The sequence below is a fragment of the Micrococcus sp. Alg238-R198 genome (assembly GCF_900537135.1).
Classification (GTDB): Bacteria; Actinomycetota; Actinomycetes; order Actinomycetales; family Micrococcaceae; genus Micrococcus; species Micrococcus luteus.
Window position 1 is genome coordinate 42646 of the sequence record NZ_UNRH01000012.1, and the last position, 20779, is coordinate 63424.

The 20779-nt window shown below is 67.4% G+C and carries 20 protein-coding genes and 3 pseudogenes; 11 read left to right on the forward strand and 12 right to left on the reverse strand.

What is annotated here, in order from left to right; translation table 11 throughout:
- Positions 1–15: 15 nt before the first annotated feature.
- Entirely contained in the window at positions 16–1359 is a 1344-nt protein-coding gene (locus G6R13_RS10435) for an IS256-like element ISMlu11 family transposase (RefSeq protein ID WP_012750929.1), read from the reverse strand.
- A 46-nt stretch (positions 1360–1405) separates the two neighbouring features.
- On the opposite strand from G6R13_RS10435, the pseudogene G6R13_RS10440 reads away from it, so the two are divergent.
- The 5 genes and pseudogenes from G6R13_RS10440 to G6R13_RS10460 all read left to right on the forward strand — a co-directional run.
- Positions 1406–1549 (forward strand): annotated as a pseudogene (locus G6R13_RS10440) (IS3 family transposase); the annotation flags it as partial.
- A 108-nt stretch (positions 1550–1657) separates the two neighbouring features.
- Positions 1658–2086 (forward strand): DUF6083 domain-containing protein, encoded by a 429-nt coding sequence (locus G6R13_RS10445; protein ID WP_127435416.1) that lies wholly within the window; start codon positions 1658–1660, stop codon positions 2084–2086.
- Between the two features lie 180 nt (positions 2087–2266).
- On the forward strand, positions 2267–2881 hold the full coding sequence (locus tag G6R13_RS10450; protein WP_065423796.1) for a ParA family protein: 615 nt from the start codon (positions 2267–2269) through the stop codon (positions 2879–2881).
- Entirely contained in the window at positions 2878–3129 is a 252-nt protein-coding gene (locus G6R13_RS10455; protein WP_049147591.1) for a hypothetical protein, read from the forward strand. Before G6R13_RS10450 ends, G6R13_RS10455 begins: the two co-directional genes overlap by 4 nt.
- A gap of 706 nt (positions 3130–3835) precedes the next feature.
- Positions 3836–4204, forward strand: coding sequence for a hypothetical protein (locus G6R13_RS10460; RefSeq protein WP_127435415.1), 369 nt, complete (start codon positions 3836–3838; stop codon positions 4202–4204).
- Between the two features lie 1205 nt (positions 4205–5409).
- Here G6R13_RS10460 and G6R13_RS10465 read toward each other — a convergent pair.
- Positions 5410–5979 carry a TetR/AcrR family transcriptional regulator gene (locus G6R13_RS10465; protein WP_163721643.1) on the reverse strand — a complete coding sequence of 190 codons (570 nt, stop codon included), beginning with the start codon at positions 5977–5979 and terminating at the stop codon, positions 5410–5412.
- A 17-nt stretch (positions 5980–5996) separates the two neighbouring features.
- Entirely contained in the window at positions 5997–6743 is a 747-nt protein-coding gene (locus G6R13_RS10470; protein ID WP_205521358.1) for an MFS transporter, read from the reverse strand.
- Between G6R13_RS10470 and G6R13_RS10475 the strand changes: the two genes are divergently transcribed.
- A protein-coding gene (locus G6R13_RS10475; RefSeq protein WP_163721645.1) for an IS5 family transposase occupies positions 6637–7531 on the forward strand; the annotation gives its coding sequence in 2 pieces (ribosomal slippage) (positions 6637–6993 and positions 6995–7531; 894 coding nt in all). The genes G6R13_RS10470 and G6R13_RS10475 overlap by 107 nt on opposite strands.
- A 15-nt stretch (positions 7532–7546) precedes the next feature.
- Positions 7547–7795, forward strand: coding sequence for a hypothetical protein (locus G6R13_RS10480; protein ID WP_060974079.1), 249 nt, complete (start codon positions 7547–7549; stop codon positions 7793–7795).
- Positions 7796–7901: 106 nt separating this feature from the next.
- On the opposite strand, the gene G6R13_RS10485 is transcribed toward G6R13_RS10480, so the two are convergent.
- The 6 genes from G6R13_RS10485 to G6R13_RS10510 form a co-directional block, all read right to left on the reverse strand.
- Complete coding sequence (locus G6R13_RS10485) at positions 7902–8957, reverse strand: type II glyceraldehyde-3-phosphate dehydrogenase (protein WP_002854314.1); 1056 nt, start codon at positions 8955–8957, stop codon at positions 7902–7904.
- 88 nt (positions 8958–9045) lie between these two features.
- Positions 9046–9720: a DUF305 domain-containing protein gene (locus G6R13_RS10490; RefSeq protein ID WP_060974078.1), complete on the reverse strand. Its 675-nt coding sequence runs from the start codon at positions 9718–9720 to the stop codon at positions 9046–9048.
- A 59-nt stretch (positions 9721–9779) separates the two neighbouring features.
- Positions 9780–11795 carry a copper-translocating P-type ATPase gene (locus tag G6R13_RS10495; RefSeq protein WP_196489436.1) on the reverse strand — a complete coding sequence of 672 codons (2016 nt, stop codon included), beginning with the start codon at positions 11793–11795 and terminating at the stop codon, positions 9780–9782.
- Between the two features lie 297 nt (positions 11796–12092).
- The gene (locus G6R13_RS10500; RefSeq protein WP_060775536.1) at positions 12093–12422 is read right to left on the reverse strand and encodes a heavy-metal-associated domain-containing protein; all 330 of its coding nucleotides are present in this window, start codon (positions 12420–12422) and stop codon (positions 12093–12095) included.
- A gap of 71 nt (positions 12423–12493) precedes the next feature.
- Positions 12494–13663: a HAMP domain-containing sensor histidine kinase gene (locus G6R13_RS10505; protein ID WP_060974076.1), complete on the reverse strand. Its 1170-nt coding sequence runs from the start codon at positions 13661–13663 to the stop codon at positions 12494–12496.
- On the reverse strand, positions 13660–14385 hold the full coding sequence (locus G6R13_RS10510; protein ID WP_060974075.1) for a response regulator transcription factor: 726 nt from the start codon (positions 14383–14385) through the stop codon (positions 13660–13662). Before G6R13_RS10510 ends, G6R13_RS10505 begins: the two co-directional genes overlap by 4 nt.
- Before the next feature lie 157 nt (positions 14386–14542).
- Here G6R13_RS10510 and G6R13_RS10515 point away from each other — a divergent pair, with 157 nt between their 5' ends.
- A complete protein-coding gene (locus G6R13_RS10515) occupies positions 14543–15409 on the forward strand; it encodes a F510_1955 family glycosylhydrolase (RefSeq protein WP_036340675.1) in 867 nt (288 codons plus the stop codon).
- 342 nt (positions 15410–15751) lie between these two features.
- Here G6R13_RS10515 and G6R13_RS10520 read toward each other — a convergent pair.
- The 3 genes from G6R13_RS10520 to G6R13_RS10530 all read right to left on the reverse strand — a co-directional run bounded on the left by G6R13_RS10520 (position 15752) and on the right by G6R13_RS10530 (position 17820).
- Positions 15752–16646, reverse strand: a protein-coding gene (locus tag G6R13_RS10520; protein ID WP_163721646.1) for an IS5 family transposase whose coding sequence is annotated in 2 segments (ribosomal slippage) — positions 15752–16288 and positions 16290–16646 — 894 coding nt in all. Because the reading frame shifts where the segments join, the coding sequence is not laid out codon by codon here.
- Between the two features lie 46 nt (positions 16647–16692).
- Entirely contained in the window at positions 16693–17313 is a 621-nt protein-coding gene (locus G6R13_RS10525) for a class I fructose-bisphosphate aldolase (protein ID WP_225348377.1), read from the reverse strand.
- 96 nt (positions 17314–17409) lie between these two features.
- Positions 17410–17820, reverse strand: coding sequence for a four-helix bundle copper-binding protein (locus G6R13_RS10530; RefSeq protein WP_044659891.1), 411 nt, complete (start codon positions 17818–17820; stop codon positions 17410–17412).
- Positions 17821–18479: 659 nt separating this feature from the next.
- Here G6R13_RS10530 and G6R13_RS10535 point away from each other — a divergent pair.
- The 3 genes and pseudogenes from G6R13_RS10535 to G6R13_RS10545 form a co-directional block, all read left to right on the forward strand.
- A complete protein-coding gene (locus G6R13_RS10535; RefSeq protein WP_119217929.1) occupies positions 18480–19682 on the forward strand; it encodes an IS30 family transposase in 1203 nt (400 codons plus the stop codon).
- Between the two features lie 4 nt (positions 19683–19686).
- Positions 19687–19980 (forward strand): annotated as a pseudogene (locus G6R13_RS10540) (IS3 family transposase); the annotation flags it as partial.
- A 205-nt stretch (positions 19981–20185) separates the two neighbouring features.
- Positions 20186–20733, forward strand: a pseudogene (locus tag G6R13_RS10545) (transposase); the annotation flags it as partial.
- Positions 20734–20779 lie beyond the last annotated feature (46 nt).

Below are 20779 nucleotides of genomic sequence, written 5' to 3' on the forward strand. Positions count from 1 at the left end.
GTGTAAGCGGGGTGGTCACAGGTAGGGGTTGATCCGGTCGGGGTAGGCCGCGGCGAGCTGGGCGAGGGCCTGCTTCCAGTTCGTGACGGCCTGGCCTTCGACGAGCCGGCCCTGGGCTTTGCGCTGGCCGGCGGGTTTGCCCCGGTCCCGAGCGCGTTCGGCGGCGCGTTTGTCTTCGATGTTGCAGATCGCCAGCCAGAGCAGCTTCACCGCCGCCTCGGTCGAGGGGAAGTGGCCGCGGTTCTTGGTCACCTTCCGTAGCTGGAAGTTCAGCGACTCGATGCTGTTGGTCGTGTAGATGACCTTGCGGAGCATGGGTGGGAACTGCAGGAACGGGATGAACCGCTCCCAGGAGTTCGCCCAGGTCGCGGCTGCAGACGGGTACTTCGTGCCGAGCTCGGAGGCCTCGAACTCGGCCAGCGCCTTCCTCGCGGTCTCTTCGTTGGGGGCGGTGTAGATCGGCTTCAGCGCGGCGGCGACCTTCTTGCGGTCCTGGTAGGCCACGAACCGCATCGCGGCCCGGATCAGGTGAACCACGCAGGTCTGGACCATCGAGTCCGGCCACGTCGCCTCGATCGCCTCCGGCAGGCCCTTGAGCCCGTCGCAGCACACGATCAGCACGTCCTGCACGCCCCGGTTGGCGAGATCGGCGCAGACGTGGGCCCAGAACGCCGAGCCCTCGGTGTCCTGGACCCAGATCCCCAGCACGTGCTTGATGCCCTCGAGGTCCACGCCGACGGCGATGTAGGCGGCACGGTTGAGGACCTGGCTGTTCTCTCGGATCTTGATCCGGATTGCGTCGAGATAGATCACCGGATAGAACTCCTCCAGCGGCCGCGACTGCCACGCCAGGACCTCTTCGCTCACGGCGTCGGTGATGTTGGAGATCGTCTCGTGCGACAGGTCCGTGCCGATCGTGGAGGCCAGGTGGTGCTGGATGTCCCGGATCGTCATTCCGCCGGCATAGAGGCTGATGATCATGTCATCCAGGCCCCCGAGGCGCCGCTGGCCCTTGGGCACCAGGCGCGGGGTGAACGACCCGCCCCGGTCTCGCGGGACGTCCAGCTCGATCGGCCCGACCTCGGACTCCACGGTCTTCGGGGTGGTCCCGTTGCGGGAGTTGGCGTGCTTCGGCGCCTCGCTCGAGCCCTTCTCGTAGCCCAGATGGCTGGTCAGCTCGGCCTGCAGGCCCCGCTCGAGCGCGGCCTTGACCAGCGCGGGCACGAACCCGCCGTCACCGGTGAGCTCGACGCCGCCCGCGTCGATCTGCGCGAACAGGGCATCAAGCTGCCCTGAGGCTTTCAGCTGCTCGACCAGGTCCTGGCCCGAGGGCTCGCCTGGGTTCTTCTCGTCGATCATGGTCATGATTCTTACCGTTCCTCTCGGTACGGCTTACACAGACCATCTGACACGCCCCGAGCTGCGGGCCGGGATCATCACCTGGATCGAGCGAACCTACCACCGCCGCCGCCGGCAGGTGCGCCTGGGCCGATTGACGCCGGTCGAGTACGAGTTGATCATGGACCACACGCCCGCAGACGCGGCGTGAAGACGACTGTCACCTACACGTGCACCAGTCCCTCCTTCCTCTGGTGTACAGCCGGCCATCGGGTGAGAATCCAAACATCACCGGCGTGCGCAGGCAGAGGAGACCCACATGAGCCAAGAGCAACCACCACCCCGGCATCGTCTCCATGAACCCCAGCAGATCAAGCAGGCCTTGTTCTCAGACCCTGCTGACGACGCCCCAGCCACCTATCTCTGGTCCAAACCAAAGAGAGGCCGTTGCCGACGCTGTCGACTGCCGATCATCTGGATTTACACCGAACGCGAAGCACCCTGGCCCTTCCAGCCGGAAGAGTACGAGAGCGCTGGATTGCCCCCTAAGGCTCAGTGGCGCCTTCCTCGACGTCGGAAGATCATCGCCATCCAACGCCCCGCAGAACGCCCCACCGACAAGGTGCTCATCCCACACACGCATGTCTGCCCCTTCGATGAGGACTCAGACTCTCCGGCCTTGCTCCGCATCCAGAACGAGCTGCGTGCCAGCCTCGAGGAAAGCGACACGGAGGAGAAGCTCTCCTGAACAAGCAGAATCCCCACTTGGTGGACAACACGGAGCTCACGCTCTGCCACACGGAGGAGGAGCCATCACCAGCTCCCGCCCTGGCCAACGCGATATGTACGCCTAGGCCCGAGGGATTGCAGTACCGCACTAACGCATCACCGCGTGCGGCACTGCGTTAGTGCGGGTTATCCTGCCCTCATGGCACCAGCTCCTGTCACCATCGCGTTCATCGCCTCCAAGGGAGGCGTGGGCAAGACCATGGGAACCATCTGCCTCGCCGCCGCCCTGACCCACACCGGCCACAGCGTCGAAGTCCTCGACGCCGATCCCCAGGGCTCGGCCAGCGAGTGGCTGGAGATCGCAGCCGAAGAACGCCCCACAGGCTCGCCCATCCCCTTCACCTACCGGGCCGTGAACCTCTCCGACCTCAAACGGCTGCGCCCGAGCACGGACTTCGTCGTGATCGACACCCCACCGGGCACCCCCGACGTCCAGTCCGCCGCTGCCGCAGCGGCCGACCTGGTCATCATCCCCACCACTCCCAGCGCCGACGACATCGCCCGCACCTGGGCCACCGTCGACGCCCTGGGCCCCACCGTGCGCCTGGTGGCCCTGCTGAACCAGGCCAACCCCCGCACCAAGCTCTTCACCCAGGTCGTGGACCTGCTGGCCGCCGAGAACGTCCCGCAGCTGGCCACCACGATCCCCACCCGCGAGAGCTTCAAGCACACCCACGGCACCTACCCCACCCGTACCGCGCTCGGCCCCTGGCTCCAGGTCGCCGAGGAGATCCAGGAGATGACCCGCCCGTGAGCACCAAGCCCACCCCCGGCGCCGCCCGCGGACGCCGCACCACCACCCCGGCCACCCCCACCGACGGCCCGGACATGACCCTGGCCTACGCCGCCCACGCCCAGGCAGCCGCCGAGCCCATCAAGGCCACCTCCATCCGCCTACCCGAACGCCTGCACAAGCACCTGCGCCGGCACAGCGTCGAGGTCGGGGTGCCCATGTCCCAACTGATCATCCAGGCCATCGAAGCCAAGTACCCCGAAGACTGACCGCAATACCGCAGTGCCGCGCGCATGAATGAGGTAGTGCGGTACTGCGTTAGAGACGCCTCTTCCCATGTCTGACTAAGAGCGATACGCACTGAGTAGCTGCCGGTTGACCATCCAGGAGCCGGGGGATACTGAAAGGCCTCCATCCCTCAATCGACCAAGTCAGGGGAGGTCTCTGGACGGGAGAACAGATAGTTCACTCAGCCGCGCGGCGCAAGAACGAACTCGCCACAACGGACCGAACGCAAGCAGACGGAGTGAGCATCGAGGGGATGTGCAGTGGACCACGGAGAAGACCGCTTCCCGCTGGGATACCCCACCACATACTTCATCCTCCAGGTCAGCTAAGCCCGACCCCGGCGGGGAACGTCCACCTCCCCTCCTGTTGCTGCCACCGCATGACAGGGGGCCTCGCCTGCAACTTGTGTGATGTACAGCACGCAGATAGGCTTCGATGCGTCAGATGACAAGCTGAATATTGGAGGGGATTATTTTCGATCGACGTCAAGCCATGCGTGGTCTTTCGGGAGCGTTGGTTTCTGGGGGTCTGATTGCAGTCGCTGCGCCGACTTTGGCGGGCGCCGGGCAGCCGATTGGACGGCCGCCTCATGCTGGGCGACGGCCGCCTCAGTCGGCGTGGCGCAAGCCGCAGTCCTCCTACACGGAAGATGAGCAGCTCGACATGATTCTGAGGGCGCTGGATTCGATGCCTGAAGAGCTTAAGCGAGCTGATCCTCACACATACCCGGGATACAGCGAGAAAATCGCGCCTTACCTTGAAGGCCTCACGACAATTCAGACTCCAGTGGATTCATCTGGCGACGCTGAGGCAAGTCCAGCGTTTAATGTTTTTGGATGCTCGCTGGCGCTTGGCAATTTCGTCGTTCAGTTCGGGTTCCCCGTATTCAAGATCATTGCTTGGATTAAGAAGGCGCGGAGCCTTTGGGGCGGAGTTAGCGGCATTTGGCGTGCAATTCGTTCCGGTCAGGCTGCCGCTGAGATCGGTGAGGATGCCGTGAATGTTCTCTCCGAACTCCTGGGGGTTCCCGGGCTTGTGGAGGCTTGCCTGAGCTGATGTCAGGGCTAATCCCAAACAGGGGGAGGGGTTCCTTTCCGAAGGAAGGGGGCCCCTCCCATGTCGTTCCTATTTCCTTGGCCGTAGGGGGACACTTGTCTACTGCGGCGCTACTGTCCCCGGTGGTCTGGTTGTTTTGGTGGCTGTTGAGCAAGCTCCTCTCCAGCCCTTTGAGCGGATCTCTTTCCCTTGCCCTCACTGCTGCTGCTGTAGTGGTTAGTTCTATTGTCGTGACTTTGTGTGAGCGGCCCTTTACTGTTTCTGCTGGTCACTCAGACCCAGGCGGGTGGGGCTATGCAATTTGGGGGTTCGTTATTCCCCCACTTGTGGGGGCAATGGTGGGGTGGTTCGTTTCTCCGGGTCACGCTGCGTGCGGAGCTATCGCGATGTTCACAGTCTTTGGGACTGAAGCATTGTTATTAAAGACGTGGCGGCCCGGTATGAGTGATGAGGAAATTCGGCAAGCTTGGAGCAAGACCAAGAAAATGACGGAGGAAATGGCCGCTGAAGATCGAATCGAGAGGGGATGGCTGACGCCGCCCAGGAAGTGGAATGATCAGTAGGTTCAGTGTGTCCCATGCCCATTTTGACAGCGATGTCAGCGCTATAACCGCACCACCGCGCTACCGCAGCACCGCACGGGTGAATGCGGTACTGCGGTACTGCGTTAGTTGCACTACTTCCCCGGTCTGACCACGGGTGATGTGTGCTGGGCGCTGCCGATGGGTCGCGCGTGGACCGGGCGGAAGTGAAATCCCCTTGCCCCCTATTGACCAAGACAAGGGCGGGGTGACCATACCCGGACAGGAGAACAGGCGGCTCACTCACCGTCGCGGCCCTCGAAGAAGAACACCGCGACGGGTCTCACCCTACGGAGAAGAACCGGCCCGGACCACGGGTATCCACAGGGCGTGGGCCGTTCAGGGCTGGCCGGTCTCGGTGGTGTTGAGGGCCTTGTAGATCGTGGTCCGGGAGACTCCGAACGCGCGGGTCACCACGGCCTGGACCGCGGCGGTCTTCTCCTGGTCTAGCTTTGTCACAGGCTGACCCCGTCCAGGCGGGTATACCCACTAGGCGCATGTGTCAGAGCCAGTTGGGTGCTGCTGGACAGAGGTGCCAGGGTGCGATCTTGCTTGACAGGGTTGCCCATCATCGCGCTCGACGGATTCGTCGATCCGGCCTTCTCCAACCGCGCGCTGGCTCGCTTACCCGTTGGGCTTGGCCTCGGATTCATGGACGTCATTCTGGAGTAGCGCGATGATCTGCTTTGCGGTTTCACTCCGGTGGTCCTGTGAGATGGGCCTGCTTCCGATCAGGTCGTTGACCCAGAGCCCGTCAGCAGCGAGCAGGGCGAGCGAGGTCATCTGGTCGCGCTCAGCTTCGTCTCGTTCGCTACGTCCGGTCCATCGGTCGATGAGGTCTTCCCAGATCGCCTTGTGCTGGGTGTGCTGGCTGTCGAGAATCAKCTGGAACTCGGCGCGGGAGGCGGCTGTCGAACAAGTGAGTATGTAGGCGGTCAGGCGCTCCATCGGCGTTGCCTCAGCGGTCGGCTTTCCACAGGCGATCTCTAACTGCCGCTCCCAGCGATCAGCGAGTCTCTGGTGGATCGCAGCGATCAAGTCGTCTCGTGACGGGAAGTGGTAGATGATCCCGGCCCTGGTGATCCCTGCAGCGGCCGCGACAGAGTCAAACGTGACTGCTGTGATCCCGTCTTCCTCGATCACTTGGATCGCGGCGTCGAGGATCATGGTCTTCTTGCTCTCACGCACCATCATGCGCCCCTCCGATTGGTTCAGTGGTTTTCGGCGTACTCCATTGCCTCGCTGCCGCGCCCGTAAGCGCGGAGCAGCCGATTGGTCAGAGCGGCTCCACTAGCCAGCATGACAGCGAGGACGATCATCGTGACCAAATAGGCCGTGTCGTAGGCGGAGGTGGCGGCTGCGATCACGTCGAGATCTCCGTCGGCGATCCCGAGGGCATCGGCAATGCTCTCCCCCGCTGCGGCGGGAGTGCCATCCGGGAGTCGGACGACTGTGGCGTAGACGAAGGTCAGGAGGCTCCCGAGGAGTGCTACAGCCGAGAGGGAGCCCATCTCATAGGAGACTTCTTCGATCGAGGCCGCCATGCCGGCCTTTCGCGGAGGCGCGTTGCCCATAATGGCGGCGGAAGCGACGGCGMAGGTGCCGCCCAGGCCGAAGCCGGTCACGATGAAGCTGACGACCAGCAGGGGTAGTGATCCGTTCGCAGAGGCCAGCACGGCGAGAGCTAGTCCTAGGGCGGCGATGGCGAGGCTGCCGGAGATAATGATCCGCAGGCCCACGATGTGCAGGATCGCGGCCCCTAGGACACCTGAGGGCAGGGCGCCAAGCGCGATGGCTGCGACTAGGGCGTGTCTGAGAATAGATGCACGAGTCAGCTGAGACCCTGGGGACATGTCCCGGTTCCAGATGCTCTCCGACGCCCAATGGGAGTTGATCGCCCCGATGCTCCCGACCCGGACCGGCCGCGCCGGCAGGCCGTTCGCCGACGCCCGCACCATGGTGGAGGCGATCATCTACCGGTACCGGTGCGGAATCGCTTGGAGGGATCTGCCCGAGGTCTACGGGCCCTGGCAGACCGTGTGGACCTGGCATCGGCGCTTGGCTGAAGAGGGCACATGGGACACGGTGCTGGCCACGCTGACCGCCGCCGCTGACGCCGAAGGCCTGATCGATTGGTCGGTCTCGGTGGACTCCACGATCGCCCGCGCCCACCAGCACGCGACGAGCATCACCCGCCACACAGGGGGATGGATCGAACTACAAGAATCCGCGTGAGGAGCCGGCCGATCACGGCATCGGGCGCTCCCGTGGCGGGCTGAGCACGAAGATCCATCAGCTCGTCGATGGGACCGGRCTGCCGCTGGTCAGCCTGATCACCCCCGGCCAGGCAGGGGACTCCCCGATGCTGCTTCCTCTTCTGGCGCAGCTGCGCGTGACCCGGCCAGTAGGGCGGCCCCGGACCCGCCCCGAGGCCGTGCTGGGCGATAAGGCGTACTCCTCCCGGGCGATCCGCACCCACCTACGTGCCCGTGGGATCAAAGCGGTCATCCCCGAACCGGCCGACCAGCAGGGCCACCGCAGACGGCGCGGTGCCCGCGGCGGGCGCCCCGTCAGCCTCGACGCGGACGCCTACAAGGGCCGCAACGTCATCGAGCGTCAGTACGCGCACCTGAAGCAGTGGCGGGGTCTGGCGACCCGGTATGACAAGTACGCGATCGTCTACCGGTCCGCTGTGGTGCTGAATGCTGTGATCGCATGGTCCAAACGATTGTCAGACATGCCCTAGTCGGTCATCCTCAAAGTGACGCTGCCGGAGCGGGCGGACTTCTACCGCGAGTTCGTGGACCATCCCCGAGTGATCCGCGTCCTGGCCCTGTCGGGCGGCTATACCCGGGCCCAGGCCACCACCCTGCTGGCCCGCAACCACGGCGTGATCGCCAGCTTCTCCCGCGCCCTGACCGAAGGGCTGAGTACGGCCCAGAGCCCAGCGCAGTTCAATGCGGTGTTGGATGAGGCCATCAACGCGATCGCGACGGCCTCTCGCACCTGACCGGAGGCCATAGGACCGCTGCGGTAGTCTGCGGCCGCCGAAGCGGTGTCCGACCACCCCCCATTCCTGGGGCCGGGCACCGCCTCAGCGGCGTCTGCCGCGCAGTTCAACGGGCAGCCACCGAGGAGCGCACGAAGTCCTGGCGCACCCCCAAGGCGCGGTCGGTGCGCCGGATGGACTCGCCGCCGTCGTCGACGGTTCCGGTGAGGGCCCGGATCGCGTCGATGTTCTCGGGGACGACGATCGCCTGGTTGTCCACCGTGTAGGTGTAGTACAGCTCGTTGCCGTCCACGGTGAGGATGTCTTCCCAGAGGGCCACCTCATACATATCACCCCGGGGCCGGCCCAGGTCCTCCATGAGTTCCACGGTGCTATTGACCGCCACGACGCCGTCCGAGCGCCGGACGAAGGCGATCCGCGGCATCGCCCGGAACGCCTCCAACACCTCCTGCTTCTCGGCCGGGCGGGTGAGCTCGATCGTCCAGTAGTGCAGGTGGTTCTGAGTGTGGGCTCCCTTGGCGGCCATGGTGACCACGTCCAGGTCCGGGACCACCGACTGGGCGTCGGGCCCCTGATGGCTGGGGATTCGGCCCTCGGGGACGATGGTGTTCATGATCCCCGAGTGGTCCGATTCCCACGGATCGGTGGCCCGGCGGATGAGCACCCCCCGGGCCTTGGACAGCAGTCCGACGTCCTTCAGCGCGGTAAGGGCCCGGACGGTGGCGGTGGTATTGCAGGACACCACCCGGGTGCTGTCCCGGCCCAGGGCGGTGGCGTAGTTGGCGTGGGCGACGAAGGAGTGGCCGGTGAGATCGTGCTTCTCCCCGCCCTGGAACACGGATTTGACCCCGTGGGCACGGTAGAGCTCCAGGTTGCCGGCGCCCACCTGGGCCGGGGTGCAGTCCACCACGACGTCAACGTTCTCGAGCAGGTCGTGCAGGCCTCCGACGACGGGAAGGCCGGCATCCGCCATCACCGGTAGGGCCTGCTCGGTAGAGGCGTAGACGGGGATACCCTTCCCGGCCGCAGTCGCGATCCGGTAGTCAGCGATGACGTCACTGACTCCGACCAGCGCCATGTCCTCCTGGGCCCGGACCGCGTCGGCGACGCGTTTGCCGATGACCCCGTACCCGTTCACCGCGACCTTGATCTTGTCCTGCATGCTCGTCTCCTTTCCTGGAGGACCCGTTCCGGTTTCGGGGTCTATCGCCAGCCGCGTCTCACCGGATGCCCGCAGCGGACGACGGTGCTCAGAGCTTGTCGAGCATCTGTTGCATTTCGGTAATCTCGGCCTCCTGGTCGGCGATGACCTGCTCGGCGAGCTGCACGGCCTGCGGGTTCTGGCCGTCCTCGACCTCGTCCTTGGCCATGTCCACGGCGCCCTTGTGGTGGGCGGTCATCTGCTCCAGGTACAACCGGGCGGCCTCGGTGCCCTGGGCCTGCTCCAGGGCGGCCATGTCCTCCTCGGACATCATCCCGGACATCCCGCCGTGGTCCATGCCCTCCATACCGTCCGTGTCCACGGGGTCTTGGCCCCAGGCGGTGAGCATGGCGTTCATGCGCTCGATCTCCGGGCCCTGGGCGTCGATGACCTTCTGGGCGAACGCGGCCACCTCCGCCGGGACGTCATCCTTGGCCAGCAGCATCTCGCTCATCTCAACGGCCTGCTGGTGGTGCGGGATCATCATTTGGGCGAACATCACGTCCGCGTCGTTGTGCTCGGCGGAGACCTCCTCGGCCGAACCGGTCGCCGTGGTGGACGGTGTCGCGGTGGCCGTGGCCGCAGGGGTGGCGGCGGGGGCGGAGCTGGTCGCGGTGGCCGAGGCCTCAGCGCCGGCGTTCTCGTCCTGGGCGCCGGTGCCGCAGGCGGTCAAGGTCAGGGCGGAGGCCAGGGCCAGGGCGGTCAGCGTCATGGTGCGTTTCATGGTGGGTCCTTCCACAGTGGGTTGAGGGTTCATATCAGAGTTAGCGCCAAGAGGCGCGATCAGGAGGTCGCGGGTTGAAGGGCAGCCTGCGACCGGGGGCGCTCGAGAGGAGCCAGGTGCTCCGGGTCCAGGTCGATCCGGCGCAGCAGCTGGGCGTTGAGGGCCACCACGATGGTGGAGACGGACATCAGGATCGCGCCCACCGCGGGGGAGAGCACGAACCCGATCGGGGCGAGCACGCCGGCGGCCAGCGGCACGGCGAGCACGTTGTAGCCGGTGGCCCACACCAGGTTCTGGATCATCTTGGTGTAGCTGGCCTGGGAGAGCTCGATCATCGACAGCACCGCGCGGGGGTCGTTGCTGGCCAGCACAACGCCGGCGGACTCCATGGCCACGTCGGTGCCGGCGCCGATGGCGATGCCGACCTCGGCCCGCGCCAGCGCCGGGGCGTCGTTGACGCCGTCGCCCACCATGGCCACGGACAGTCCCCGGGACTGCAACTCGGTGACCTTGGTGTCCTTGTCCTGGGGGAGGACCTCGGCGAAGACCTCGTCGATGCCCAGGTCCGCCCCGACGGCCTCGGCGACCTGGCGGGCATCGCCGGTGATCATCGCGACCTTGATGCCGCGGGCGTGCAGGGCGGCCACGGCGGCCCGGGACTCGGGGCGGACCTTGTCCTCCACGGCGACCGCGCCGATAACGGACCCCTCGCGCAGCACGTGCAACACCCCGGCCCCGCGCGCGGTCCAGGAGGCGGTGTGCTCAGTGATCTCCGCCGGCATGGTCAGGTTAAGCTCGCGCAGCATGTTCGGGCCCCCGACGAGGATCTCGGAGCCGTCCACGGTGGCGCGCACCCCGCGGCCCATGGCAGCACTGAAGTCCGTGCCGCGCTTGCGCAACGTGCTGGCCTGCGGGTGCTGCCCGGCGGCGGTGACGATGGCCCGGGCCACGGGGTGCTCGCTGTCAGCCTCGGCCGCGGCGGCCACCGCCAGCAGTTCTGCCTCGGACACGCCGGGCATCGCGGTGACGGCGGTGACGACGTGGGCGCCCTCGGTCAGGGTGCCGGTCTTGTCGAACAGGACCACGTCGATGGTGCGCATCCGCTCCAGGGCCATCCGGTCCTTGATCAGGACCCCGGACTTGGCGGCCTTCTCCGTGGAGAGGGCGATCACCAGCGGGATGGCCAGGCCCAGGGCGTGCGGGCAGGCGATGACCAGCACGGTCACGGTGCGGGTGACCGCGTCGGTGGGCTGGCCGATCGCGGTCCACACGATCGCGGTGATGATCGCCGCGACCAGGGCGAACCAGAACAGCAGGGCCGCCGCCCGGTCGGCCAACGCCTGGGCGCGGGAGGAGGATTCCTGGGCGTCAGCGACCATCCGCTGGATCCCGGCCAGGGTCGTGTCGGTCCCGACGGCGGCCACCTTCACCCGCACGGTGTTGTCGGTGGCCACGGTCCCAGCGACCACCGTGTCCCCGGCCTGGCGCAGCACAGGCTTCGACTCCCCGGTGATCATCGCCTCGTCGAACTCCGCGGCGCCCTCGAGGATGGTCCCGTCGGCCGGCACCCGGGCCCCGGCCCGCACTAGCACCACATCGCCCACGGCCAACTCGGTGATCGGCACGGTGATGGTGTCACCGTCCACGACCTTCTCGGCCTCCTCCGGCAGCAGCGCCGCCAGCGCGTCCAAGGCGGAGGAGGCCGCGCCCAGGGCGCGCATCTCCATCCAGTGGCCCAGCAGCATGATGACCACCAGCAGCGCCAGCTCCCACCAGAAGTCCAGCATCAGGTCCCCGATGCCCAGGGTCGTGACCCAGGAGGCGACGAAGGCCACCGTGATGGCCATCGCGATCAGCAGCATCATCCCGGGCTGGCGGGCGCGCAACTCGGTCAGCCCGCCCTTCAGGAAGGGCATGCCGCCATAGAGGTAGATCACGGTGCCCAGCACCGGGGCGATCCACGCCGAGCCCGGGAACTCGGGGACGTGGTAGCCCAGCAGCTGCCCGACCATGTGGCTGAAGAACACCACCGGGATGGAGAGCACCAGTGAGACCCAGAACCGGTTCTTGAACATCGCGGTGGAATGCCCGGCGTGCTGACCGTGGTCGTGGACCTGGTGCTCCTCGTCCAGGGCCGAGTGGGCGTGGCCCTGGGGCATGGCCTGCCCGTGGGTGGCCGCGTCCGCGGGGTGGTGGGCGGCATGGTCGGTGTGGTTGGCGTGGCCGGCGTGGGGGTTCGGGTCTGGGTGTTCGGCGGTCTGGTCGGTGGGGTGATCGTGGTGGTGCGGGGTGCTCATGGTGTTCCTTCTGCTCGGCGGTCTGTTCGGCGACCGGCTCGGCGGTGGGGCGCCGACCTCGAGGGGATGGGTCGGTTAGATCCGGACGCGGTAGCCGGCCGCTTCGATGGCCGTCCGCACGGAGTCCGCGGAGGCGGGCCCGGTCACGGTGACGGGGGAGGCCCCGCCGGCGACCAGTTCGACCCGGACATCGTCCACCCCGTCCAGGGCGCTCACGGCCTCGGCGACGGAGCCCACGCAGTGTCCGCAGGTCATGCCCTCCACCTGGTAGGTCGCGTCGCCGGCGCTCGTCCCGGTTGGGTCGGCACTCTGGCGCCCGGCGGGGGCGGTGGCGTCGGCGGCTGGGGCGCAGCACGAGCAGCCGTTGGTGGCCCCCGGCAGCGGGGTGCGGGCGGATTCGGTCATGACGGTCTCCTTCAGGTCTGAGGGCGGCGCCGGACGGCGCCTCTCCTCTTGGTATATACCCCCTGGGGGTATCATTCAAGGGGTGGAGCGCCGGTGTTCACGGTGGATAAACGGGTGCGCCGGTAGGTGGGCTGGTCGGGGGGCTGCTTGGTGGGCAGGTCGATGGTGAACGTCGCCCCGGCCGTGGTGGAGGTGGCGCTCAGGGTGCCGCCGTGGGTCTGGATGAGAGCTCGGGAGATGGCCAGGCCGACCCCGGAGCCGCCGTGGTCACGGTCGCGGGCGGTGTCCCCGCGGTAGAAGCGTTCGAAGACGTGCGGCAGGTGCTCGGGAGAGATCCCCTCCCCGGTGTCGGTGACGCTGAGCGTGACCCCGGACGGGCTTTGTCGGGCCTCGAGGGTGACCCGGCCCCCGGCCGGGGTGTGGCGCAGGGCGTTGGTGAGCAGGTTGCCCAGGACCTGGCCCATGCGCTGGCGGTCCACGTCCACGGCCAGGCCCGGATCGGCGTCCATGGTCAGGGCCACGCCCTTGGTGGCGTAGGCCTCCTTGTGGGCCTCGGTCGCGGCATGCAGCAGCCCGCTGACCCCTTGGGGGCTGCGGTCCAGTTCGATCCGGCCCTCCTCGGCGCGGGAGACGTCGTTGATGTCCTCCACCAGCCGGGTCAACCGGGCCAGCTGCTCGCCCATCAGCTCACCGGTGGGCTCGTCCCAGTGGGACACCCCGTCTTGCAGGGCCTCGTGGTAGACGGTCAGCACGGAGACGGGGGTGCGCAGCTCGTGGGCCAGGTCCGAGAGCATCCGTCGACGGGTGTCCTCGGTGCGCTGAAGCCGTGCGGCCATGGTGTTGAAAGACCCTGCCAGCTCCTCCACCTCGGTGCCGGCGCCCATGGCCGGCACGCGGGTGTCGTACCGTCCACCGGCCATGGCCTTGGCCGCCTGGGTCAGGGCGTTGATCGGACTCTGGATCCGGCGGGCGACATTCCAGGTCAATGCCAGACAACAGATCAAGGCCGTGGCCAGGGCCACGCCCAGGGTCCAGAAATTGGCGTCCCGGTAGGCCTGCTCCACGTGCAGCACCTGGGCTGCATCGTGTCCGGCCCCGGCCTGTTCCAGGTGCTCGTGGAACAGTGGTGGGCCGGCCAGGGAGGCCACCACCACCGCGGCCAGCACGCTGGCCCCCACCACCAGCAGCTGGGCGAGGAAGAACCGGGCCGCTAATCCTTGGTAGCGCCGCCGGCCGGTCATTGCTCCGCCATCCGGTAGCCGACCCCGCGGACGGTGTCGATATAGCGGGCCGGGTCCGCGTCGAGCTTGCGGCGCAGGTTCTTGATGTGCACGTCCACGAGCCGTTCATCGCCCACCCAGGCCGGGTCCCAGACGATATCGATCAGCTGGCGCCGGGAGAAGGCCTGGTGCGGGCGCCCCGACAAGGCGGCCAACAGGTCGAACTCCGTGCGCGTTAGTTGCACCACCTGGCCCGACACGCGGGCCTCGTGGGCGGCCAGGTCGATGACCAGGTCACCGCAGACCCGTTCCGGTTCGGGGGCTGACACCGTTGTGCGCGGCCGGCGCATGACCGCCCCCACCCGGGCGACCAGCTCCCGGACGCTGAAGGGTTTGGTGATGTAGTCATCGGCCCCCACCGCCAATCCCTCCAACCGGTGGTGCTCATGGCCGCGGGCGGTGAGCATCAGCACATAGCACTCGGAGAAGGCCCGCACCCGCCGGCACACCTCGATCCCGTCCAGCCCGGGCAGGCCCAGGTCCAGGACCATCACGTCGGGCTCGTGAACCCGGGCGGCCTGCACTGCGGCCGGGCCGGTGTGGGTGAGGGCCACCTCGTAGCCGGCCCGCTCCAGGTAGGTGGCCACCATGCGCGCCAGCGGCTTCTCGTCATCGACCACCAACACCCGGCCGGCCGCCGGACCAGTCCCAGTGTCAGTCCCAGTGCCAGTGCCAGAATTCATGGGTCCAGTCTCGCTCTGTCTCGCGCCCCGGCGGCTCAGAACGGTGCCGGGGCGGGGAATCTTCATCGAATCTTCAAGGCAAACCGCCCCATCCCGGCGCGTCACCGGCCGACAATGGTAGATAGCCCCGCCTTTTGGCCCGGGGCGGAAAGGCTCCATGACCCCCCTGACCCGCAGAACCCTGATCGCCGGCGGGCTGACCCTGCTCGGCGCTGGCACCCTCACCGCCTGCGCCGCGCCGAACCCCGCGACATCCCCGGCGGCCGGCACCGGCACGCAGGGCACCGGCACGGCCATCACCCACGTCCATGCCCTCACCCGGGACCCCGAGTCCGGTGAGGTGCTGCTGGCCACCCACCAGGGCCTGTTCCGGCTCCAGGACGGGGAGCTGACCCAGGTCGGTCCGGTCGTGGACTTCATGGGTTTCACCCTGACTCCCGAGGGCCGCTACCTGGCCTCGGGTCACCCCGCACCGCGCACCGACCTGCCCGAGCCGCTGGGCCTGGCCGAGTCCACCGACCGGGGCCAGAGCTGGACGGTGCTCTCCCGCGGCGGCGCATCCGATTTCCACGCCCTGGCCGCCGGCCCGAACGGGGTCCTCGGCTTCGATGGGCAACTGCGCGCCAGCACCGACGGCCTCACCTGGCAGAGCCTTGAGATCCCCGTCGCCCCGGCATCGCTGGCGATCTCCCCCAAAACCGGGACCGTGCTGGCCACCACCGAAACCGGCATGTTGCGCTCGACCGACCACGGCGCGACCTGGACCACCCTGGACACCCCCCAGCTGATGCACCTGGTCGCCTGGGCCGATGACACCACCGCCGTGGGCGCCGGCACCGAGGGACACCTGCTGACCAGCACCGACGCCGGCGACACCTGGACCGCCAGCGACCGCCCGGTCGGCACGGCCACCGCCCTGGGAACGGGCATCACCGACGACGGGCAGACCGAAGCACTGCTGGTCGTCGGCTCGACCGTGCTGTCCACCACGGACGGCGGGAACACCACCGAATCGCTGCTGTGACCTCCCCCCGCCGCCCCCTGTCCGGCTGGCCCGCCCTTCGAACCGTTCTGGGCACCCTCGTGTTGATCCTGGGCCTGCTCGGGATGCACGCTGGTACGGGCACCAGCGCGGCTTGGGCCGCCACCGGTACGGCCGCCGCCACAACTGTTCATCACCTCGGGCCGGGCGCCATCGGTCCGGCCGGCATGGTGCCCGAGGTCGTGCTCCCGGCCGAGCCTGCCGGGGATGAGGCAGCCGACCCCGGGTTGCCGGTCTGTGCCCTGGAGGCCGTGGACGATACCTGCGCCTCGGCCCTGACCAAGGCACCTGTCGTGTCCCACTTGGCCTCCCGGGCCCTCCTGCCTAGGGCATGTCTGACAATCGTTTGGACCATGCGATCACAGCATTCAGCACCACAGCGGACCGGTAGACGATCGCGTACTTGTCATACCGGGTCGCCAGACCCCGCCACTGCTTCAGGTGCGCGTACTGACGCTCGATGACGTTGCGGCCCTTGTAGGCGTCCGCGTCGAGGCTGACGGGGCGCCCGCCGCGGGCACCGCGCCGTCTGCGGTGGCCCTGCTGGTCGGCCGGTTCGGGGATGACCGCTTTGATCCCACGGGCACGTAGGTGGGTGCGGATCGCCCGGGAGGAGTACGCCTTATCGCCCAGCACGGCCTCGGGGCGGGTCCGGGGCCGCCCTACTGGCCGGGTCACGCGCAGCTGCKCCAGAAGAGGAAGCAGCATCGGGGAGTCCCCTGCCTGGCCGGGGGTGATCAGGCTGACCAGCGGCAGCCCGGTCCCATCGACGAGCTGATGGATCTTCGTGCTCAGCCCGCCACGGGAGCGCCCGATGCCGTGATCGGCCGGCTCCTCACGCGGATTCTTGTAGTTCGATCCATCCCCCTGTGTGGCGGGTGATGTTCGTCGCGTGCTGGTGGGCGCGGGCGATCGTGGAGTCCACCGAGACCGACCAATCGATCAGGCCTTCGGCGTCAGCGGCGGCGGTCAGCGTGGCCAGCACCGTGTCCCAKGTGCCCTCTTCAGCCAAGCGCCGATGCCAGGTCCACACGGTCTGCCAGGGCCCGTAGACCTCGGGCAGATCCCTCCAAGCGATTCCGCACCGGTACCGGTAGATGATCGCCTCCACCATGGTGCGGGCGTCGGCGAACGGCCTGCCGGCGCGGCCGGTCCGGGTCGGGAGCATCGGGGCGATCAACTCCCATTGGGTGTCAGAGAGCATCTGGAACCGGGACATGTCCCCAGGGTCTCAGCTGACTCGTGCATCTATTCTCAGACACGCCCTAGTCGTCTCCGAGCTTGTCCAGTTGGGCGAGGATTGCCGCCTTGAGCTGGTCCTCCACCTCGGCCTTGCGGGGGCTGCGGATATCCACCTCGGGCTCGATGATGGGCACCAGCCCGGTAACGAGGATCTGACGGGCGAGCCCGAACTGCTGCTCCACGACGGAGCCCACCCCGTCCCCGGGCAGCTTGATGACCGAGCGCATCTTCGTCCCGAACATGTGCTTTTCGACGGCTCGAGACAGTAAGTCATCCAGGTGCGGGATGGGTTTCATGAGCTGGGCGCCTTGCTGTTCCGGGGCCAAGCCCTGGTCGATTTTGAGGAAGGGCACGATGCCTTTGCTGTTCCACAGGTAGTCGCCCGTGGGGGAACCCTCCACCTGGCGGTTCATTGTGTTCTCGAACAGGATGGCCCCCATGACGCGCTCACCGTCGAAGCTGGGGCTGGTGATGATACGTGTGCGCACCTGGTGTACCAGGTCGAACATCTCCTCTGGGCCGGAGTAGGCATCCTTGTCGATCCCGTAGAGGTGCAAGGCCGCCGGGGTGCTGCCCCCGCTCTGGTCCAGCGCCGCGACGAATCCGGCACCGTTCCTGACCCTCTGATACTTCTCCGAGTCCATGGGAGCCTTCCGCGGCGAGGGAGCACGGTGGTCCGGGTTCCCTGCGCACGTCATGGACGACTGGCCGCCCTCAAGGGGGAACGGTCATCAGCAGGCTCAACCCAGGGTGACGAGCAGGTCCGCGCAGGCCTGTTCACACCGGCGGCAGGCCTCGGCACACACCTTGCAGTGCTCGTGCATCTGGGCGTGGCTCTCGCATTCGTCCCCGCACGTCTTGCAGGCGGCCCGGCAGGCCTCGAGCAGGGCGCGGGTGGTCTCGACGTTGGTGCCGGTCTGCCGGGACAGCATCCGGCCTGTGGCGGCGCACACATCGGCGCAGTCCAGGTTCAACCGGATGCACTGCCTCAGGTCGGCGACCATGTCCTCGGCCAGGCAGGCGTCCGCGCAGGCGGTGCACGTCTGGGCGCACTCGAAGCAGGCCTGGATGCATTCGGCCAGTTTCTGCCGATCGATGTTCCCCACCTCCTTCGGGTAGGTCTCCAGCATGGCGCTCACGTGATGGGTCATGATGTGCTCCTTCGTCGATCTGATCCGACGCACCGGCCTTCGCCGGCCCGCCCTTTCATCGACTGTAGACCGCCCCGCCGACGCGGGTGAAGGGCTCAACCTTGAAGGTTCCGTGAAGATCGCCGGCCACGGAGGCCCGCGGACTCCTTTACGGGCAGGGATGACGCAGGTGTGACCAGCCGCCCCTCAGCCCGGCCGACGGCCCTGAGGACCACGCCGACGGGGAGGACCAGCAGGGCTCGCCTCAACGTGGATCCTGTCGGACCGGACGGTCGGTGTCGGGAAGAGCGCTTATGCGATCCGACCAGGGGCGTCGAGGCCGCCGGTGCAGGGTTGCCGGGTGCATTCGGACCGAGGATCGCAAGGTGGATTCAATCGGTCGTCGCAACACCCTCTCGGAATCACTGGAGGTATGGGCGATGGCAAGCAAGGACTGGGCGAGGAAGATCAGTGACGTGCCCGAGGGGACACGTCGGCAGTGGAGAGCGGATCGGGCCTTGCGGGCCCCGATGCGCTCTCCTGGCAGGCCGCAGCCCTCACGGGAGGTCCAACGCCAGTTCTGGCGTGTRATCGCCACCGGTGTCACCACGGTCGAGGCATCCCTGACTGTGGGCGTGTCCTGGCCCGTCGGGGCGCGCTGGTTCCGTCACGCTGGCGGGATGACCCCGCTGTCCTTAGCCGAGCCCACCGGCCGGTATCTGTCCTTCGCTGAGCGTGAGGAGCTCGCGATCCTCCATGCCCAGGGCCAGGGGGTCCGTCAGATCGCACGCACGCTGGGACGTGATCCCGGCACGATCAGCCGTGAGCTGCGCCGTAACTGCGCCACTCGTTCCGGGAAGCAGGAGTACCGGGCCACGGTGGCGCAGTGGAAGGCCCAGGAAGCTGCCAGGCGGCCCAAGCCGGCGAAGCTGGCCACGAACCAGCGACTGCACGACTACGTCCAGGCACGCCTGAACGGGGTGGTCCTGGGCCCCGATGGCGTGGCCGTGCCGGGACCGGTCGGGCCCGGTTTCAAGGGGCGGAAGATGAAACCGCGCCGGGCGGACCGGCGGTGGTCCACGGCGTGGAGCCCTGAGCAGATCAGCCACCGGCTGCGCCTGGAGTTCCCGGATGATGTGTCCATGCGGATCTCTCATGAAGCGATCTATCAGTCCCTGTTCATCCAGGGGCGTGGGGCGCTCAAGCGTGAACTCGTCGCGTGCCTGCGTACCGGGCGGGCTCTGCGCGAGCCGCGGGCACGTACCCGGAACAAGCCCCAGGGCCACGTCACCGAGGACGTGGTGTTCAGCAAGCGCCCACCCGAGGCCGCTGATCGTGCTGTGCCCGGGCACTGGGAAGGGGACCTGATCATCGGGACCGAGCGTTCAGCGATCGGGACTCTGGCCGAGCGCAAGAGCCGGGCCACGATCCTGGTCCACTTGCCCCGCCTGGAGGGATGGGGTGAGCGGCCGCCGGTGAAGAACGGGCCGTCGCTGGGTGGGTACGGGGCTGAGGCGATGACCGCGGCCCTGATCAAGGCGATGGCGACGGTGCCGGAGCAGCTGCGTCAGAGCTTGACGTGGGATCGGGGCAAGGAGCTGGCCGGGCATGTCCAGTTCACGATGGCCACGGGCACGAAGGTGTTCTTCGCTGACCCCCACTCGCCGTGGCAGCGGCCGACGAACGAGAACACGAACGGGGTGCTGCGGCAGTACTTCCCCAAGGGCACGGACCTGTCGAGATGGTCGGCCGAGGACCTCGCAGCAGTCGCGTACACGCTGAACAACAGGCCCAGGAAGGTCCTGGACTGGAAGACTCCCGCGGAGGTCTTCGCCGAGCAGCTACGCTCGCTCTCAACGCACGGTGTTGCAACGACCAGTTGAACCCGCCCAGTTCCGCTCGGCCCTATTCCAGGACGCCCTCACCACCCACGGGCTGATCGGGTCCATGGGTCAGGTCGGTGCTGCCGGGGACAACGCGGCAATGGAATCCTTCTTCGCGCTGTTGCAGAAGAACGTGCTGAACCGGCGTCGCTGGCAGTCCTTCGACCAGCTCCGGCTCGCGATCGTGAGCTGGATCGAGCGGACCTATCACCGCCGTCGTAGGCAGGCCCGTCTCGGGAAGCTCACCCCTGTCGAGTTCGAGATGGTTCAATCAGTCCAGGCGGCTGCCGCCGCCTGATAACTCGTGTCAAGCAAACTCATGGCAGACCCCCAGCACGAGACCAGGCCCGCGGACCGTCACCGGCCAATGCATAGAGGCATCTGACAGGGGCGATCGTTCATCGATGCCAGATGGCCCAGTGGGCTGACCCCGTTTCGTAGGTCCAGTCGTTATGAGAGTCGTCCTGTTGCCCGCGGTCGCGGGCAGGGAGACTGGTCAGATCATGACGAACAGCAGGAAGCGTCACACCCCCGAGCAGGTCGTCCGTAAGCTCGGGCAGGCCGACAGGATGCTCGCCGATGGTCAGGACGTCGCGGCGGTGTGCCGGGAGCTCGGGGTGTCCGAGCAGACGTACTACCGGTGGCGGAACCAGTACGGCGGCCTCAAGGCCGACGACGCAAAGCGCCTGAAGGAGCTGGAGAAGCAGAACGCGACCCTGAAGCGTCTGCTCGCGGAAGCGGAGCTGGAGAAGGCCGCGCTCAAGGAGCTGGCTGAGGGAAACTTCTAAGCCCGGACAGGCGCCGCGCCGCCGTCGATCACCTCAAGCGCAAGTTGCGGGTGAGCGAACGGATGGCGTGCCGTCTGGTCGGGCTGAGCCGCTCCGCGTACCGGCGACCGCTCAAGGGCGACACGGTCGCGGACCCGGATCGGGCGCTCAGGGAGTGGCTGCGCGCCTGGGCGAAGGACCATCCCCGCTACGGGTATCGGCGGGCGTATCACGACGCCCGCGCCGAGGGGTGGGTGGTGAACCACAAGAAGATCCAACGCCTGGGCGTGTCAACTTGTCTGTGTAAGCGGGGTGGTCACAGGTAGGGGT

Excerpts from the sequence above, each read along its gene's own strand:
- G6R13_RS10435 (WP_012750929.1), bottom strand. The coding sequence starts at position 1,359 with ATGATCGACGAGAAGAACCCAGGCGAGCCCTCGGGCCAGGACCTGGTC.
- G6R13_RS10445 (WP_127435416.1), top strand. The coding sequence starts at position 1,658 with ATGAGCCAAGAGCAACCACCACCCCGGCATCGTCTCCATGAACCCCAG.
- G6R13_RS10450 (WP_065423796.1), top strand. The coding sequence starts at position 2,267 with ATGGCACCAGCTCCTGTCACCATCGCGTTCATCGCCTCCAAGGGAGGC.
- G6R13_RS10460 (WP_127435415.1), top strand. The coding sequence starts at position 3,836 with ATGCCTGAAGAGCTTAAGCGAGCTGATCCTCACACATACCCGGGATAC.
- G6R13_RS10485 (WP_002854314.1), bottom strand. The coding sequence starts at position 8,957 with ATGCAGGACAAGATCAAGGTCGCGGTGAACGGGTACGGGGTCATCGGC.
- G6R13_RS10490 (WP_060974078.1), bottom strand. The coding sequence starts at position 9,720 with ATGAAACGCACCATGACGCTGACCGCCCTGGCCCTGGCCTCCGCCCTG.
- G6R13_RS10495 (WP_196489436.1), bottom strand. The coding sequence starts at position 11,795 with ATGTTCAAGAACCGGTTCTGGGTCTCACTGGTGCTCTCCATCCCGGTG.
- G6R13_RS10500 (WP_060775536.1), bottom strand. The coding sequence starts at position 12,422 with ATGACCGAATCCGCCCGCACCCCGCTGCCGGGGGCCACCAACGGCTGC.
- G6R13_RS10505 (WP_060974076.1), bottom strand. The coding sequence starts at position 13,663 with ATGACCGGCCGGCGGCGCTACCAAGGATTAGCGGCCCGGTTCTTCCTC.
- G6R13_RS10510 (WP_060974075.1), bottom strand. The coding sequence starts at position 14,385 with ATGAATTCTGGCACTGGCACTGGGACTGACACTGGGACTGGTCCGGCG.
- G6R13_RS10515 (WP_036340675.1), top strand. The coding sequence starts at position 14,543 with ATGACCCCCCTGACCCGCAGAACCCTGATCGCCGGCGGGCTGACCCTG.
- G6R13_RS10525 (WP_225348377.1), bottom strand. The coding sequence starts at position 17,313 with ATGGACTCGGAGAAGTATCAGAGGGTCAGGAACGGTGCCGGATTCGTC.
- G6R13_RS10530 (WP_044659891.1), bottom strand. The coding sequence starts at position 17,820 with ATGACCCATCACGTGAGCGCCATGCTGGAGACCTACCCGAAGGAGGTG.
- G6R13_RS10535 (WP_119217929.1), top strand. The coding sequence starts at position 18,480 with ATGACCCCGCTGTCCTTAGCCGAGCCCACCGGCCGGTATCTGTCCTTC.